Raw genomic sequence first — 14,734 nt, 5'->3', positions numbered from 1 at the left:
ACCGCGCCGCCGATGCTCTGGTACGTCGCGTACGGCTCGAACCTGCACGCCGCCCGGCTCGGCTGGTACCTGCGTGGTGGGTGTCCACCGGACGGGCTGCGCACGTACCCCGGTTGCCGGGACCGCCGGGCACCGCGCCGGACGGTGCCGGTGCTGATCCCCGGCGGCGTCTACTTCGCCGGTGAGTCGCGGGCCTGGACCGGCGGCATGGCGTTCTACGACCCGCTGCTGCCCGGCCGGGCAGCAGCGCGCGGCTACCTGGTGACCGTCGAGCAGTTCGCTGACATCGCCGCGCAGGAGATGTACCGGCCGCCCGGCGCCGACCTGGCCGGGATCCTTGAGGCGGTCGAGACCGGGCGGGCGACGCTCGGGCCGGGCCGCTACGAGACGCTGCTGCGCGTCGGCGTCCACGAGGATCTGCCGATGCTCACGTTCACCGCGCCGCATCGGGCGGTGGAGGTGCAGTGGACCCGGCCCGCCCCGGTCTATCTCGGGATGCTGGCGCGCGGGCTGCGCGAGGCGCACGGCTGGGACGCCGCGCGGACGGTCGGCTATCTGGCGGGCCGGCCGGGGGTCGCCGGGCGGTGGACGCGTCCGGCGTTGCGCAGGCTCGTCGGCACCGCCCACAGCGGACCTCGGACCGGCACGCCCGGCAGTGAGTCGAGTTCGGACAGTTCGTTCGATATGCCGGGCCGTCGGACATGAACGACCGTTCGGTCCGCGATGGGTGTCCGGCAGGAGGTGATTCCGGCAAGGACGGTTGCCAGCGCAAGGATTTCCGCGTGACATGAGCGTCGGCGTCGGCTCCCTGTCCCTGGGAGCCGACGCCTTCGGCAGCGGCAGGCATCGACAGCGTGCGCCGCGCGGAATTTCACCTGACCGTCATGTCCGACTCGTCCGGCAGACTGGTACGGGCCGCTCAGGACAACGACGATTCCTGATGCCGCCCCGTTCGACCTGGCGGCCGGTGGATGAGAAGCTACCCCGGCGGGGCGGCGTTCCCCCGAGTACCGCCCTCCGCGATCGACACCTGTCACGGCACGGATCAGGGTCGCCGGGCGAACCATCGCCCGGACGCCACATACCGGCATCTCACGAGGAGTTCCATGTCCGTCACCGGGATGCGACGCCGGGCCGCCGTCGGCCTGGCCGCACTCGCCGCGACCGCGTTCACAGCGGTCGCCGTCACCCCCGACCAGGCCGAGGCCCGCCCGAAGCCGGTCGACGTCCAGTTGCTCGCGATCAACGACTTCCACGGAAACCTGGAGCCGCCGACCGGCTCCAGCGGCACCATCGAGGGCCAGCCGGCCGGTGGCGCGGAATACCTGGCCAGCCACCTGAAGTCGATGCGCGCCGCCGCCAAGCAGCAGGGCAAGGGCACTGTCACGGTCGCCGCGGGTGACCTGATCGGCGCCTCGCCGCTGCTCTCCGCCGCGTTCCACGACGAGCCCACCATCGAGGAGATGAACCTCGCCGGGCTGGAGTTCGCAAGCGTCGGCAACCACGAGTTCGACGAGGGCGCGGCCGAGCTGCTGCGCATGCAGCGCGGCGGCTGCCACCCGGTGGACGGCTGCGCCGACGGCACCCCGTTCGGTGGCGCCAAGTTCAAGTACCTCTCGGCGAACGCCTTCAAGACCTCCACCGGCCTGCCGCTGATGCAGCCGTTCGGCATCAAGATCGTCAAGGGTGTCCCGATCGGCTTCATCGGGATGACCCTGGAGGGCACCCCGAACATCGTCAGCCAGCAGGGCGTCGCCGGCCTGCGGTTCACCGACGAGGCCGACACCGCCAACAAGTACGCCAAGATCCTGCGCCTGCTCGGGGTCAAGAGCATCGTCGTGCTGCTGCACGAGGGCGGCGTGCAGAACGGCGGCGGCATCAACGACTGCACCGGGTTCAGCGGCCCGATCGTCGACATCGCCAACCGGATGGATCCGTCCATCGACGTGATCGTCAGCGGGCACACCCACGCCGCGTACAACTGCAACATCAACGGCAAGCTGGTCACCAGCGCCAGCTCGTTCGGCCGCCTGGTCACCCAGATCGACCTGAAGATCGACCCGCGTACCCGCGACGTGGTCACCGCGTCCGCGAACAACGTGGTGGTCACCCGGGACGTCGAGAAGGACCCGGCCTCGACCGAGCTGATCAACCGGTACAAGACCGCGCTCGGCCCGGTGGCCGACCGGGTGGTGGGCGAGACCACCGCCGCGATCACCAAGACCCAGGAGAACCTGTACCAGACCGGGGTCGACGTCAACGGCAAACCGACGTACCAGACCGGTGAGTCGCCGCTCGGCAACCTGATCGCCGACGCGCAGCTCGCCGCCACCGACACCGAGCAGAACGCGGTCGCCGCGTTCATGAACCCCGGTGGCGTCCGCGCCGACCTCGACGCCGGCCCGGTCACCTACGCCGAGGCGTTCACCGTGCAGCCGTTCGCCAACAACCTGGTGACGCTGGACCTGACCGGCGCGCAGCTCTACTGCATGCTGGAGCAGCAGTTCACCGTCGCGCGCGTGCTCTACGCGTCCTCGACCGTCAACTACGTCGTGGACGTCAACGGCACCACCGCGCCGGCCGGCACGCCGTGCGCCGGCACCCGGGTGGTCCGGGGCAGCCTCACCATCAACGGCACCCCGGTGACGGACACCGCCACCTACCGGGTCACCGTGAACAACTTCCTCGCCGGTGGCGGCGACGGCTTCAGCGTCCTGACCGGTGGCACCAACGCGGTGACCGGCCAGATCGACCTGGACGCCTTCACCGCGTACCTGACCGAGAAGTCGCCGGTCTCCCCGCCGGCGCTGGACCGGATCCGCACGACCACCGAGGTCGCCGCCGGCTGACGGCCGACCGCACCGCCGACGGGCCCCGGAGCGTTCAGCTCCGGGGCCCGTTCGGTGTCAGGCCACGCCGGCCGTCTGCTTGGCCGGGGCGGGGGCCAGGCGGCCGTCCTGCGCGGCGGTGAGCAGCGGACGCAGCGACAGCGCGAGCACCGAGGCGGCCAGGCAGCCGCCCACCACGACCGCCACCCACACCCGGCCGTGCGCCGCGCCGATCAGCGGCCCGGCGGTGACCGGACCGACCACGCCGCTGATCCCGAAGATCATCGAGCTCATCGCGTTGTACCGGCCGCGCAGCTCGTCGGTGGCCAGCGCGTTTGTGAGCGCGGGCATGACCGGCGACAGCATCGTCTCGCCGAACCCGAAGATCGCCGAACAGGCCACCACGCCGAGCGCCGCGAGCACCGCGTTGCCGCTGCCCACCACACCCGCCGCGCCGAGCACCAGCCACGCGCCGGCGAAGACCGCGCCGACGGTGGCGAGTGCCCGGGTACGGCTGCGCCCCTCCAACCGCCGGATCACCAGCAGCTGCGAGAGCACGATCATCACGGTGTTCGCGGCGAGCGCCCACGCCACCACCCGGGGCGTCACCTCGACCACCCGGACCGAGTACGCCGCGAAGCCCACCTCGATCTGCGCGTACCCGCAGGTGGTGAGCACCAGGCCGAAGACGACCAGGCGGCGGAACGGCCGGTCCCGCAGCACCGTGAGGTAGCCGCCGCTCCTCCGGTCGTCGGCCTTCGCGCCCGTGGCCAGGATCGGCCGGTGCCCCACGTTCGGCAGCGTGAGCAGGATCAGTGCCGGAGTCAGGTAGCTCACCGCGTCCAGCAGGTAGATCACCTCGAAGGTGATCGGACGGGCCACGTCGACCACCGCGCCGGAGATCAGACCGCCGGTGCCGATGCCCAGGTTGAGCAGCGCGAAGTTGAGCCCGAAGACGCGCTGCCGCTCGCCGTCACCGGTCAGCGAGGCGAGGATCGTGTTCTGCCCGGCCCAGATCGCCGAACTGCCCACCGCGACGACCGTCATCACGCCGAACGCCGAGGCGGTCGAGTCGACCAGCGCCAGCGAGCCGGTCCCGACCGCCTCGATCACCAGGCAGGGCAACACCACCCGGCGCGCGCCGAACCGGTCGATGAACGTGCCGGCCAGCGGCGACAGAGCGAGCGTGACAGCGCCGAACCAGCCGATCACCAGCCCGGCCCGGGTGTCGGTCAGGCCGCGTACGTCGGTGAGGTAGATGAACAGGAACGGCAGGGTGAGGCCGCGCCCGACCGCGGAGAACAAAGTGCCGAGCAGGATCCGGCGGGCTTCGGGACGGGCGGGCAGGGCACGGCGCAGCATGGCAGGGATTCTGTTCGGCGGGTACGACTACCGCGACCCGTTTACCCCTTACACACGTGGTCGCCGGGCCGGAAGGTGAGCGATCACACGTGCTCTGCCATGCTGACCCGGTGACCACGACCTGGCGGCACCTGCCCGCACCGGCCCGCGAGATCGCCGAGACGGCCACCGACGCGGTGAGCGCCGCGCAGGCCCGCGACGCCGAGGCGTACGCCCCGGCCGTCGAGCGGCTGGCCGCCGCCGACCGGGCCGGGCTGGTGCTCGGCGGCGTGGTCCGGCTGCTGCTGGAGGAGGGCCACCCGGACGGGCTGGACGGCGACGACGTACGCCAGGTGCTCGAACAGTGCGTCCGTTCGGCGGCGTCCTGGTGGCCCGACGTCGACCCGCACGTGCTGCTGGTGCTGCTGGCCGGCGCGCTCGGCGTCTACGACCCGGGCGACGACGAGAACCCGCCCGCCCCGGCGGCGATCGCCCGGCACGCGCCGCTGCTGGTGGCCGACCTGCTGGCGGTCACCGGGCGCCCGTTCGCCGAGTACCTGACCGCCGCGTTCGCCGAGGTGGCGCGCACGGAGATGCACGACTGACGGTCTGCCTGCCTTCTGGCCCGCGGCCCGCGGCCCACGTCCTGGCGGCGGGCCGCGGCCGGCGCGGCTTACGGGCTGGCGGCCAGGAAGACGAACGCGGCGAGCAGCACCAGGTGCACCCCGCCCTGGAGCACAGTCGCCCGCCCCGGCACCACGGTGAGTACCGCTGCCACAGCGGTCAGCGCCAGCAGCGTCATCTGGGTGCCGCCCAGGCCCAGCACCAGCGGCCCGTCCAGCCAGATCGAGGCGATCGCGATGGCCGGGATGGTCAGGCCGATGCTGGCCATGGCCGAGCCGAGCGCGAGGTTGAGGCTGATCTGCACCCGGTCCCGCCGGGCCGCCCGGGCGGCGGCGAGTGTCTCCGGCAGCAGCACCAGCAGCGCGATGACCACGCCGACGAACGCCTGCGGCAGGTTCGCCGCGCCGACCGCCGTCTCGATCGCCGGGGAGATCGTCTTCGCGTCGCCCACCACCGCGACGAGCGCCACCACCAGCAGGGCCAGGCTGGCCAGCGCGGTACGCGTGGACGGCGGCTCGGCGTGCCCGTCACCGTTCTTGTCCTCGGCGAGGATGCTGCCCTCCTGCGTGACCGGGAGGAAGTAGTCGCGGTGCCGGCCGGTCTGCACCATGACGAACAGCAGGTAGAGCGCCAGCGAGGCGACCGCCGCGAAGGCGAGCTGCGCCGGGGAGAACTCCGGTCCCGGCCGGCTCGTGGTGAACGTCGGCACCACCAGGCTGAGCGTGGCGAGCGTGGCCACAGTGGCGAGCGCCCCGCCGGTGCCCTCCGGATTGAACACCGCGACCTGCCGCCGCAGCGCGCCGAGCAGCAGCGAAAGGCCGAGGATGCCGTTGCAGGTGATCATGATGGCGGCGAAGACGGTGTCCCGCGCCAGCGCCTGCGTCTTGTCCCCGCCGCTGATCATCAGCGTGACGATCAGACCGACTTCGATCACGGTGACCGCCACCGCGAGCACGAGTGACCCGAACGGTTCACCGACCTTGTGCGCGACCACCTCGGCGTGGTGCACAGCCGCCAGTACGGCCGCGGCGAGCAGGGCCGCCACCACGAAGATGAGCGGACCGGGCAGCTCCCGTCCCCAGGTCATCACGAGCACGAGCACGGCGACCAGGGGCGCGACGGTGGTCCAATCGGTCAGGCGGGATCGGATCATCGGCGACATGCGCACACTTTGCCAGGAGGCAGGGGCAACCGCGCGTGGCGGGGTGGCTTCGGGCAGTTCCGTCGATCTAATCGGCCGAGGCCGGTTGCTCCACGTGGGCGGGCAGGTCGCCGAGGTTCGCGATCACCGGTCCGATCCAGCCCGGGTCGGTGTCCTGGTGTTCCGTGGTCCGGAGCACCGTCATGCCGGCCGCCGCCGCGCCGGCCAGCTCGCCGTCCGCGCCGTCGCCCACGTACACGCAGTCGGCCGGCGCGACGCCCAGCCGCTGCGCGGCGGTGCGGTAGATGGCCGGGTCCGGCTTGGCCAGCCCGACCTCGCAGGAGAACACCGTGACGTCGAAGCGCCGGGCGAGCGGGCCGCCCGCCCACGCCTCGGCCGTCTCGGAGGTGGCGTTGCTGATCAGGGCCAGCCGGTGCCCGCGCTCGCGCAGCGCGTCGAGCACGTCCAGCGTGACGGGCGAGACGCGGCCCAGCACCCGGTGGGCGAGAGTCAGCCGATGCGCGGCGGCCCGGGTCACCTGCTCATCGGTCGGCGCGCCGCCGAGACGCGCGGCGAGGATGCGTACCGTCTCGGCCGCGTTCCACCGGACCAGGCGGTCCCGCCAAGTGGCGTGGTACGCGGAGACGAGCGCCGCCGGATCCACTCCGACGATGAGCGCCATCTCGCCGACCACCCGGTCCCGCTCGTCGTCGGCGCCGTGGACCAGGGTGTGGAAGAGGTCGAAGACCACCGGCCGTGGCATGGCGGGATCCTACTGCGACGGTGATCGGTGCCGGGAAAACGCAGAGGGCACATCCGGTCGATCGGATGTGCCCTCTTACCTCTGGTCGGGGTGGCCGGATTCGAACCGACGACCTCTTCGTCCCGAACGAAGCGCGCTACCAAGCTGCGCCACACCCCGAGGCGTGCCGACAAATAGTAGCCCACCCGCCCGCACGGTCAAACTCGGTACCCCCCGCCCCGCGTACCCGGCAGATCTTGGTACGGATGAGCCCTCCGAGGGGCGGCCGCGTACCAAGATCTGCCGGGGGGTCAGCGGGGGATCAAGGTGAGGATGCTGGCCTCTGGGGGACAGGCGAAGCGGATCGGGGCGGTGGGGTGGGTGCCGAGGCCGGCGGAGACGTGCAGCCAGGAGTCCGAGCCGGGCCAGCGGTGCAGCCCCCGCGCCATCGAGCGGGGCAGCCCGCAGTTGGTCACCAGGGCGCCGTACCCGGGCACGCAGACCTGGCCGCCGTGGGTGTGCCCGGCGAGCAGCAGACCGAAGCCGTCGGCGGCCATCCGGTCCAGCACCACGGGCTCGGGGGAGTGGGACAACGCGATCGAAAGCGCCGCGTCGCCACTGACCGGGCCGGCCACGGCGTCGTAGTCGTCCCGTTCGATGTGGGGGTCGTCCACGCCTGCCAGCTCGATCTCCCGCCCGCCGGCCTTGAGCGTGGTGCGGGCGTTGTTCAGGTCCGCCCAGCCGGCGCCGGTGAGGATGTCGCGCAGTTCCTCGTACGGCAGCGGCACGCCCTCGGAGTACTCCCGGTCGGGCAGGAAGTAGGTGAAGGGGTTCTTGAAGACCGGGCCGGTGTAGTCGTTGGAGCCGAAGACGAACGCGCCGGGCAGGTCGAGCAGCGGTTGCAGGGCGCGCAGCACGCCCGGCACCGACGCCGGGTGCGCCATGTTGTCGCCGGTGACCACGACCAGGTCGGGGTCGAGTGCGGCCAGCGAGGCCACCCAGTCCTGCTTGCGTCGCTGGTCGGGCATCATGTGCAGGTCGGAGAGGTGCAGCACCCGCAGCGGTTCGGCGTCGGTCGGGAGCACCGGCACGTCGTACCGGCGGAGGGTGAACATGTTGCGCTCGATGAGCGACGCGTACGCCAGGGTGGCCGCACCGGCGGCGACGGTTCCGGCCGCGAGCCGGAATAGTGTGCGCTTTCGCATGGCGTTCAGGGTAGTTTCACCGTCCATGAGCACGCTGAAGGACCGTCTCACCGCCGACATGCGCGCCGCTCTCAAGGCGCGCGACGAGCTGACCACCTCCACGCTGCGGATGGCCCTGGCCGCCGTGGGCAACGCCGAGGTCGCCGGCCGGGAAAAGCGCGAGCTCAGCGACGACGAGGTGCTCGCCGTGCTGACCAAGGAGGCCAAGAAGCGCCGCGAGGCGGCGGTGGCGTTCGCCGACGCCGGGCGCGCCGAGCAGGCCGGCAAGGAGACCGCCGAGGGTGAGGTGCTGGAGCGCTACCTGCCCAAGCAGCTCTCCGACGACGAGCTGGCCGAGCTGGTCTCGGGGGCGCTCGCCGCGGGCGGCTTCACCGGCAAGGCGCAGATGGGCCCGGCCATGAAGGCGGCCCAGGGCGCGGTGGCCGGCCGGGCCGAGGGTGGTCGGGTCGCCGCCGAGGTACGCCGCCAGCTCGGTCTCTGACCCCGGCGCTCCGGTAGCGCGGAAACGACGACGGCCACCTCCCGAGGGAGGTGGCCGTCGCTGTGTCGGCTGTCAGTTCGGCGGTCGTCCCGGCCGGCCGCCGTTACCCGGTCCGCCCGGGCCACCCGGCCGGCCCGGTGTGGCGGTGCCGCCCTGCTCCGGGGTGCCCTGGCCGGAGCTGACCTCGATCATCACCACGCCACCCTTGATGGTGCGGCCGTCGGGGCTGGTGCCGGCGGCGGTGCCGGCCGGGCACTCCGACGGCACCTTGTTGCCGGAGACCACCGGCTCGAAGCCGGCACCCTTCAGCCGGGACTTCGCGGTCTCGATGGACTCGCACTTCACGCCCGGGATCGAGCGCTGGTCACCCAGGACGATCTTGCCGCTGGGCGGCGTGAAGTTCTTCCGCTCCTTGCCCTTCATGGCGTCGCGCAGCGTCTGGTAGACAGCCGGGTTGATGCCCTGGGGCGTCTCGTCGTGGCCCATCTTCTGGTTGGTCTGCGGCCAGTCCGGGTCGGCCATGATGCCGGCCACCGCGTACTGCTTGGTCATCGCGACCAGCGCCGAGGTGCGGTCGGAGTCGGTGGTGCCGGACTTGCCGGCCACCGGCGCGTTGACGATGTTGCGGACGTTGCCGGCGGTGGCGGGGCCGCACTTCGTGGTGGAGGAGCGGTCACCGACCGGGCAGCGCGCGGCATCCACGGCGGCGCGGGCCACCTCGGTGCTGACCCGCTGCTCGCAGCGGGGGTTGGCGACGTCCAGCTTCTCGCCGTCCGGGCCACGGATCTCCTGCACCGGGATCGGCTCGCAGTACTTGCCGTCGGCGGCGAGCGTCGCGTACGCGTTCGCCAGCTCCAGCGGGGTGGTCTGGGAGACGCCGAGGCTGAACGCGCCCCACTGGTGCGGGTTGGCGGCGAGCTGCGCGTCGCTCGACGAGCGGAACGTGATGCCGAGCTTCTGCGCGGCCTTCACCACGTTCTCCGCGCCGACCCGCTGCTGGAGGTCGATGAAGAACGTGTTGACCGAGAAGCCGAAGCCGCTCCACATGTTGTGCATGCCGGCCATCGCGGGGTTGGCGTTCTTCGGGCAGTACTTGCTGGTGCCCGGGCAGGCGGCGGGCGAGTTGAACTCGACCGGGTAGTCGGACTTGAACACCGGCTGCGCGTTGATGGGGTAGCTGAGCGGGTAGCCCTTCTCCAGCGCGGCCACCAGCGTGAAGATCTTGAAGGTCGAGCCGGCCTGGTAGCCGGCGATGCCGGGACCGCCGGTGACCAGCGGGTTCACCGTGTTGGGGTAGTTGCCCCGGATCTTCTTCTTGGCCTTCTTCGGGTCACTGGAGATCTTGTTCTGCGGGTCGGCCGGGTCGTCGAGCTTGAAGTTCCGGTTCACCGCCACGGCGCGCACCCGGCCGGTGCCGGGTTCGACGGCGGCCACCATGCGGGCCGCCTTGCTGCTCTCGCCGAGCTTGTTGCGGACGGCCTTGTCGGCGCCCTTCTGGGCCTGGACGTCCAGGGTGGAGACGATGGTGTAGCCGCCGCTCTTGAGCCGCCGCTCACGGTCGTACGAGGTGGCGCCGAACGTCTCCTGCTGGAGCCACCAGCGGTAGAGGTAGTCGCAGAAGAAGCCCCACGAGCGGGTGGTGGTCTGGGTGCAGCCGTTCGGGGTGCGCTTGCCCTTGACCTGGAGCTTGATCTTCTTGGCGGCGTCCGCCTCCTGCTGGGTGACCGCGCCGATCTGCACCATGTTGTCGATGACGTAGTCGCGCCGGCCGACCGCCTCCGGGTAACCCGCCTTGGTGGTCGGGTCGAACGCGGTGGGTGCCTTCACCATGCCGGCGAGCATCGCCGACTCCTGGATGTCGAGCTTGCTCGGCGGCTTGTTGAAGTAGACCTGGCTGGCCGCCCAGATGCCGTACGCGCCGTTGCCGAACGCGGCGATGTTCAGGTAGCGCTCCAGGATCTCGTCCTTGGAGAGCTCCTTGTCGACCTGGAGCGCCAGGCTCATCTCGCGCAGCTTGCGGCCGCTGGTGTCCTCGGTCGCGGCGACCACGTCGGCCGGGTGGGTGGCCGAGTAGGAGATGGCCAGCCGGACGTACTGCATGGTGAGCGTCGAGGCGCCCTGCCGGGAGGAGCCGGAGGCCTGGTTGTTGACGAAGGCCCGCGCCACACCGTTGATGTCCACGCCGTTGTGCTTGTAGAAGTCGTGGTCCTCGGCCGCGATGATGGCCTTCTGCATGTACGGCGAGATGTCCTTGAGCTTGACGTCCTTGCGGTTCTCGTCGTACATCGTGGCCAGCACGGTCTTGCCGTCGGACGCGAGCAGCCGGGTGATCTGGGGCGCCCGGGCGACTGTCAGCTCCTTGGGCAACGCATCGAACGTCTCCGCCCCCGCCTTGGCGGCCAGTCCGGACATCGCCGCCACGGGGAAGGCCGCCGCGGCGACCACCACTCCGGCCAAGAGGCCGCAGATCAGCAGCGATGCGGCGTTGGTCAGCACGTTGTGGTCACGTTTCCGCATCCAGGTCACCTCGACAGGGTACGCGAGTAGGGAACGGCGGGCGCGCGGGGAACTTTCCCCATTTCCTGCACGCGCCGGCCTCGTTGTGCTAAACGCACGAGCCCTGGTCCGGGGTTGCGTGAGATCCGGCGGAAGTCTCTCCGAAGTCCGGGAGTGGCGCAGCGTTTTCACGTACTCGGGCGGGGTAGTCGCGGGGCGAAAGCCCGGGAAGCCGGGAGTGTCCGGAATGATGGATTTCGCCGACAACGTTGCGTAATCGGGCGACTACACAGCATGATGGTGGCGGCGACCGCAGCCATGAGTCGTTCGTGCCGCCCTGGGGAGGCCGGCGCGAACGACCGGGGGGATGTACGAGGGCTGCTCGCGCGAAGTCGGTAGGTACTGCAAGGGGGGACGTGTACAGATGGGCATGATCACTGACTGGCCGTCACTGGCGGCATGTCAGAACGGAGACCCGGACGCGTTGTTCGTACAGGGCGCCGAACAGAACGTGGCGAAGAGGATCTGCCGGAGCTGCCCAGTTCGGTACGAGTGCCTGGCCGACGCGCTCGACAACCGGATCGAGTTCGGCGTGTGGGGTGGCATGACCGAGCGCGAGCGCCGGGCGTTGCTGCGCCGTCACCCGCAGGTCACCAGCTGGCGCAAGATGTTCGAGGCGGCCATGAGGAAGAACGCCAAGGAGAAGGCCGGCAAGGACAAGATCCTGGTCACCACGGCCAACTGACCGGACCGGTCAGCTCCGGCTGATCGCCTCGCCGATCGTCCGCAGCCCGTCGACGTCGTGCACGTCGGCGGGCTGCGCCGTCACCGACACCGCCGGCACCGCCGGGAACGCCTCGGTGAACCGGGCCGCCACCTGCTCCTCGCGTACCGCCTGCTGGGCCAGCGCGGCGTGCGCGCGCAACACCTCGACGGTGCCCTCGTGCCCACCCACGCCGGCCAGCCGCTCCGCGGCGGCCAGGCTCTCCGCGGCGGACAGGTCCGACGCCGGCCGGTGCACCCGGTTGAGCACCAGCCCGGCCAGCGGCATCCGCTCGGAGCGCAGGCGGCCGGCGAAGTAGGCGGCCTCCCGGACCGCGTCCGGCTCCGGCGCCGCGACCAGCAGGAACGCCGTCTCCCGGGCCTGGAGGATCCGGTACGTCTGCTCGGCGCGCTGCCGGAACCCGCCGAACATCGAGTCGAGGGCGGCCACGAAGCCGGACAGGTCGGTGAGCAGCTGGGCGCCGATCACCTTCTGCACCACCTTGGAGAACATCCCGAAGCTCGCCGTGACCAGGCTGAACATGCTCCGCCCGCCGCTGCGCGCGGGGGCCAGCAGCAGGCGCAGCATCCGGCCGTCGAGGAACCGGGACAGCCGGGCCGGCGCGTCCAGGAAGTCGAGCGCGGAGCGCGACGGCGGCGTGTCCACCACGATCAGGTCCCACTCGCCCCGGGCGTGCAACTGGCCCAGCTTCTCCATCGCCATGTATTCCTGCGTGCCGGCGAAGGTGGAACTCATGGCCTGGTAGAAGGGGTTGGCGAAGATCTCCGCGGCCTTCGCCGGGTCGGTGTGCTGAAGCACCACGTCGTCGAACGTGCGCTTCATGTCGAGCATCATGGCGTGCAGTTCGCCGCCGCTGGCCTCGACGTCGATGCCCTTGACCTGCCGGGGTGTGTTGTCCAGCTCGGTCAGGCCGAGCGACTGGGCCAGCCGGCGGGCCGGGTCGATGGTGAGCACCACCGTCCGCCGGCCGTGCCGCTCGGCCGCCCGCAACGCCAGCGCCGCCGCCGTGGTCGTCTTGCCCACGCCGCCCGCGCCGCAGCAGACCACGATCCGTACGCCGTCGTCGGCGAGGATCTGGTCGACGTCAAGCGGAGGCGCCGCGTCTTCGGAAGGCACCAATCGAGCGTATCGGTCCCGAGGGGCACTCTGCTCCGTGCCGGCCGCAGGTGTGAGTCAATCCGCCCGGACGAGGGCCTCGGCGAGCGTCTCCAGCCCGGCCCGGTCGACCCCCTCGGGCAGCAGCGGCAACTCGACCAGGGGCAGGCCGAGGTCCACCAGGTCACCCCGGAGGGAGTCCTCCAGCTCACGGCGTACCTGCTGGTCACGAGCCTCCTCGACGAGCCCGGCCACGGTCGGGCCGTCGGTCGGCAGGCCGGCGGCGGCCAGCCCGCGCTTCAGCTCGGCCGCTGTCACCGCCCGCCCGGCCGGCACCGGCGGACGGACGCCGTTGACGATCACGCGGCCGACCGGGAAACCGAGCTGGGTCAGCTCCGCCACCGCGTCGAGCGTCTCCTGGACCGGCATCTCCTCCAGCAGCGTGACCACGTGCACAGCGGTCATCGGCGACCGGAGCAGCGCGGAGACGCCCTCGCTCTGGGTCTTGATCGGGCCGACCTTCGCGAGCCGGGCGGTCTCCGCCGTCACGTTCAGGAAGCGGCCGATCCGCCCGGTCGGGGGCGCGTCCAGCACCACCGCGTCGTACGTCCGGCGCGACCCGCTGGTCCGGGTGGTCGCCTCCTTGACCTTGCCGGTGAGCAGCACGTCGCGCAGGCCCGGCGCGATCGTGGTGGCGAAGTCGATCGCGCCGAGCTTGCGCAGCGCCCGGCCGGCGGCGCCGAGCTTGTAGAACATGTCCAGGTATTCGAGGAGCGCCTCCTCGGCGTCCACCGCCAGCGCCCGCACCTCACCGCCGCCGGGCGCGTCGGCGAGGTGCCGTTCCTCGTACGGCAGCGGGTCGGTGCCGAAGAGCTGGGCGATGCCCTGCCGGCCCTCCACCTCGACCAGCAGGGTGCGCCGGCCCCCGGCGGCCAGGCCGAGGGCCAGCGCGGCGGCCACGCTCGTCTTTCCTGTGCCGCCCTTGCCGGTCACCACGTGCAGGCGGGCCGGCCATCTGCCGGCGGACTCGGCCGGCTGCTCACTCGCTGCCACCCGTCGAGCCTAACCAGCCGTTGGGACCAGCTCTGTCCGGCCGGTGGGATCAGCCGACCTCGCAGACCCACCAACCCGTCTTCCGCACCACTGTGAAACGCAGCGCCTGCTCGGCGACCTTCTCGTCGGCGGTGGTCATGGTCACCCGGGCGGAGACGGTGGCCCGGTCCCCGGTCTGGTTGTCGACTGTCGGGGTGGGCCAGCGGAACCGGGGGTTCTGGTACTGCGCGACGTACTTCTGGACCTCGGCGACCTTGGTGGTGATCTTCTCGTCGTCGCGGGCCGCGGAGCAGACGAACGCCGCAGCCTTCTCGGCGTCGCGCTCCTGGTAGACGGCCTTGAGGAAGCCGTCCACCGCGACCTGCGGCTCCTTCGCGCCCTGGCCGTCCTCGCTGTTGCGCAGCGCGAGGAACGCGGCAGTGCCCCCACCGCCGCAGAGCAGGACCGCGGCGGCCAGCACCAGCGAGACGATCAGCACCGCCGGTCGCTTGCGCGGCTGGGGTTCGGACGGGTACGCCGGCGGGCCGGCCGGGAGTGCGGATCCCGGCGGCGCGCCGCCGGTGGGCGGCGGTTGCGGATTCGGGTCGCCGGGCGTGCCGGTGTCGCCACCGACGGGCGGTTGGGTCATCTGTCTCCCCCGGGTTGCGGCTCCCGTCGCCGCCCCAGGCGACGGGCACGGGTCGAGGTGTGCGGGCGCGCGTCGGCGCGCGTCCAGTCCGGAAGGGTATCGGTCGGCGGGGCGCTTGCCAGCCCCGCGTACGCGCCCCGCCGGACGGAGACGGCTACCGCGTTCCCGACCAGCCTTGTGTCGCAAATGTGACTGGACGTGACGAGGCGTGCGCGTCCCGTTGCCGGGACTTGTCGCAGGATCTACGTTCGTCCCCGACGCGGAGAGCCGGGCCGGGGACGGCTCCGAGCCGGATTGCGGTGTTGGTGAACAGGTA

At 71.6% G+C, this 14,734-nt stretch carries 13 protein-coding genes and 1 tRNA gene; 5 read left to right on the top strand and 9 right to left on the bottom strand.

The annotated features are described in order from the left end of the window. Positions 1 to 12 precede the first annotated feature (12 nt). Both FB454_RS23895 and FB454_RS23890 read left to right on the top strand, forming a co-directional pair. Positions 13 to 705 (top strand): histone deacetylase, encoded by a 693-nt coding sequence (locus tag FB454_RS23895; protein WP_145823506.1) that lies wholly within the window; start codon positions 13 to 15, stop codon positions 703 to 705. A gap of 401 nt (positions 706 to 1,106) precedes the next feature. After that, on the top strand, positions 1,107 to 2,849 hold the full coding sequence (locus tag FB454_RS23890) for a bifunctional metallophosphatase/5'-nucleotidase (protein ID WP_013289034.1): 1,743 nt from the start codon (positions 1,107 to 1,109) through the stop codon (positions 2,847 to 2,849). A 57-nt stretch (positions 2,850 to 2,906) separates the two neighbouring features. Here the strand turns inward: FB454_RS23890 and FB454_RS23885 are convergent, their stop codons facing one another. After that, positions 2,907 to 4,190 carry an MFS transporter gene (locus FB454_RS23885; protein WP_145823505.1) on the bottom strand — a complete coding sequence of 428 codons (1,284 nt, stop codon included), beginning with the start codon at positions 4,188 to 4,190 and terminating at the stop codon, positions 2,907 to 2,909. A 110-nt stretch (positions 4,191 to 4,300) separates the two neighbouring features. Between FB454_RS23885 and FB454_RS23880 the strand changes: the two genes are divergently transcribed. Then, a complete protein-coding gene (locus FB454_RS23880) occupies positions 4,301 to 4,774 on the top strand; it encodes a hypothetical protein (RefSeq protein WP_225319843.1) in 474 nt (157 codons plus the stop codon). A gap of 68 nt (positions 4,775 to 4,842) precedes the next feature. On the opposite strand, the gene FB454_RS23875 is transcribed toward FB454_RS23880, so the two are convergent. The 4 genes from FB454_RS23875 to FB454_RS23860 form a co-directional block, all read right to left on the bottom strand. Beyond that, a complete protein-coding gene (locus FB454_RS23875; RefSeq protein ID WP_013289031.1) occupies positions 4,843 to 5,946 on the bottom strand; it encodes a calcium:cation antiporter in 1,104 nt (367 codons plus the stop codon). A 76-nt stretch (positions 5,947 to 6,022) separates the two neighbouring features. Next, entirely contained in the window at positions 6,023 to 6,697 is a 675-nt protein-coding gene (locus FB454_RS23870) for an HAD family hydrolase (protein ID WP_145823504.1), read from the bottom strand. An 82-nt stretch (positions 6,698 to 6,779) separates the two neighbouring features. Continuing rightward, positions 6,780 to 6,856, bottom strand: a tRNA-Pro gene (locus tag FB454_RS23865). A 131-nt stretch (positions 6,857 to 6,987) separates the two neighbouring features. Beyond that, positions 6,988 to 7,881: a metallophosphoesterase gene (locus FB454_RS23860; RefSeq protein ID WP_145753582.1), complete on the bottom strand. Its 894-nt coding sequence runs from the start codon at positions 7,879 to 7,881 to the stop codon at positions 6,988 to 6,990. A gap of 25 nt (positions 7,882 to 7,906) precedes the next feature. Between FB454_RS23860 and FB454_RS23855 the strand changes: the two genes are divergently transcribed. Continuing rightward, positions 7,907 to 8,362, top strand: coding sequence for a GatB/YqeY domain-containing protein (locus tag FB454_RS23855; RefSeq protein ID WP_030273797.1), 456 nt, complete (start codon positions 7,907 to 7,909; stop codon positions 8,360 to 8,362). Between the two features lie 72 nt (positions 8,363 to 8,434). On the opposite strand, the gene FB454_RS23850 is transcribed toward FB454_RS23855, so the two are convergent. Then, positions 8,435 to 10,879 carry a transglycosylase domain-containing protein gene (locus FB454_RS23850; protein WP_145753584.1) on the bottom strand — a complete coding sequence of 815 codons (2,445 nt, stop codon included), beginning with the start codon at positions 10,877 to 10,879 and terminating at the stop codon, positions 8,435 to 8,437. A gap of 403 nt (positions 10,880 to 11,282) precedes the next feature. On the opposite strand from FB454_RS23850, the gene FB454_RS23845 reads away from it, so the two are divergent. Then, entirely contained in the window at positions 11,283 to 11,603 is a 321-nt protein-coding gene (locus tag FB454_RS23845; protein ID WP_145753586.1) for a WhiB family transcriptional regulator, read from the top strand. Between the two features lie 9 nt (positions 11,604 to 11,612). Here the strand turns inward: FB454_RS23845 and bagB are convergent, their stop codons facing one another. Genes bagB through FB454_RS23830 form a run of 3 tightly spaced genes read right to left on the bottom strand, consistent with a single transcriptional unit; the run spans position 11,613 to position 14,418 of the window. Then, positions 11,613 to 12,761: an ArsA family ATPase gene (gene bagB / locus FB454_RS23840; RefSeq protein ID WP_030273791.1), complete on the bottom strand. Its 1,149-nt coding sequence runs from the start codon at positions 12,759 to 12,761 to the stop codon at positions 11,613 to 11,615. 54 nt (positions 12,762 to 12,815) lie between these two features. Then, the gene (gene bagA, locus FB454_RS23835) at positions 12,816 to 13,790 is read right to left on the bottom strand and encodes an ATPase BagA (RefSeq protein WP_030273789.1); all 975 of its coding nucleotides are present in this window, start codon (positions 13,788 to 13,790) and stop codon (positions 12,816 to 12,818) included. Positions 13,791 to 13,839: 49 nt separating this feature from the next. Continuing rightward, entirely contained in the window at positions 13,840 to 14,418 is a 579-nt protein-coding gene (locus FB454_RS23830; protein ID WP_030273787.1) for an Rv0361 family membrane protein, read from the bottom strand. Positions 14,419 to 14,734 lie beyond the last annotated feature (316 nt).

It is taken from the genome of Micromonospora sp. CNZ297 (genome assembly GCF_007827625.1).
Note: the sequence above shows the minus strand (reverse complement) of the source record. Positions and strands in the feature narration are given on the sequence as shown.

What these genes read in the sequence shown, in the direction of transcription:
- FB454_RS23895 (WP_145823506.1), top strand. Translation starts at nt 13, where the DNA reads ATGCTCTGGTACGTCGCGTACGGCTCGAACCTGCACGCCGCCCGGCTC.
- FB454_RS23890 (WP_013289034.1), top strand. Translation starts at nt 1,107, where the DNA reads ATGTCCGTCACCGGGATGCGACGCCGGGCCGCCGTCGGCCTGGCCGCA.
- FB454_RS23885 (WP_145823505.1), bottom strand. Translation starts at nt 4,190, where the DNA reads ATGCTGCGCCGTGCCCTGCCCGCCCGTCCCGAAGCCCGCCGGATCCTG.
- FB454_RS23875 (WP_013289031.1), bottom strand. Translation starts at nt 5,946, where the DNA reads ATGATCCGATCCCGCCTGACCGATTGGACCACCGTCGCGCCCCTGGTC.
- FB454_RS23870 (WP_145823504.1), bottom strand. Translation starts at nt 6,697, where the DNA reads ATGCCACGGCCGGTGGTCTTCGACCTCTTCCACACCCTGGTCCACGGC.
- FB454_RS23860 (WP_145753582.1), bottom strand. Translation starts at nt 7,881, where the DNA reads ATGCGAAAGCGCACACTATTCCGGCTCGCGGCCGGAACCGTCGCCGCC.
- FB454_RS23855 (WP_030273797.1), top strand. Translation starts at nt 7,907, where the DNA reads ATGAGCACGCTGAAGGACCGTCTCACCGCCGACATGCGCGCCGCTCTC.
- FB454_RS23850 (WP_145753584.1), bottom strand. Translation starts at nt 10,879, where the DNA reads ATGCGGAAACGTGACCACAACGTGCTGACCAACGCCGCATCGCTGCTG.
- FB454_RS23845 (WP_145753586.1), top strand. Translation starts at nt 11,283, where the DNA reads ATGGGCATGATCACTGACTGGCCGTCACTGGCGGCATGTCAGAACGGA.
- FB454_RS23830 (WP_030273787.1), bottom strand. Translation starts at nt 14,418, where the DNA reads ATGACCCAACCGCCCGTCGGTGGCGACACCGGCACGCCCGGCGACCCG.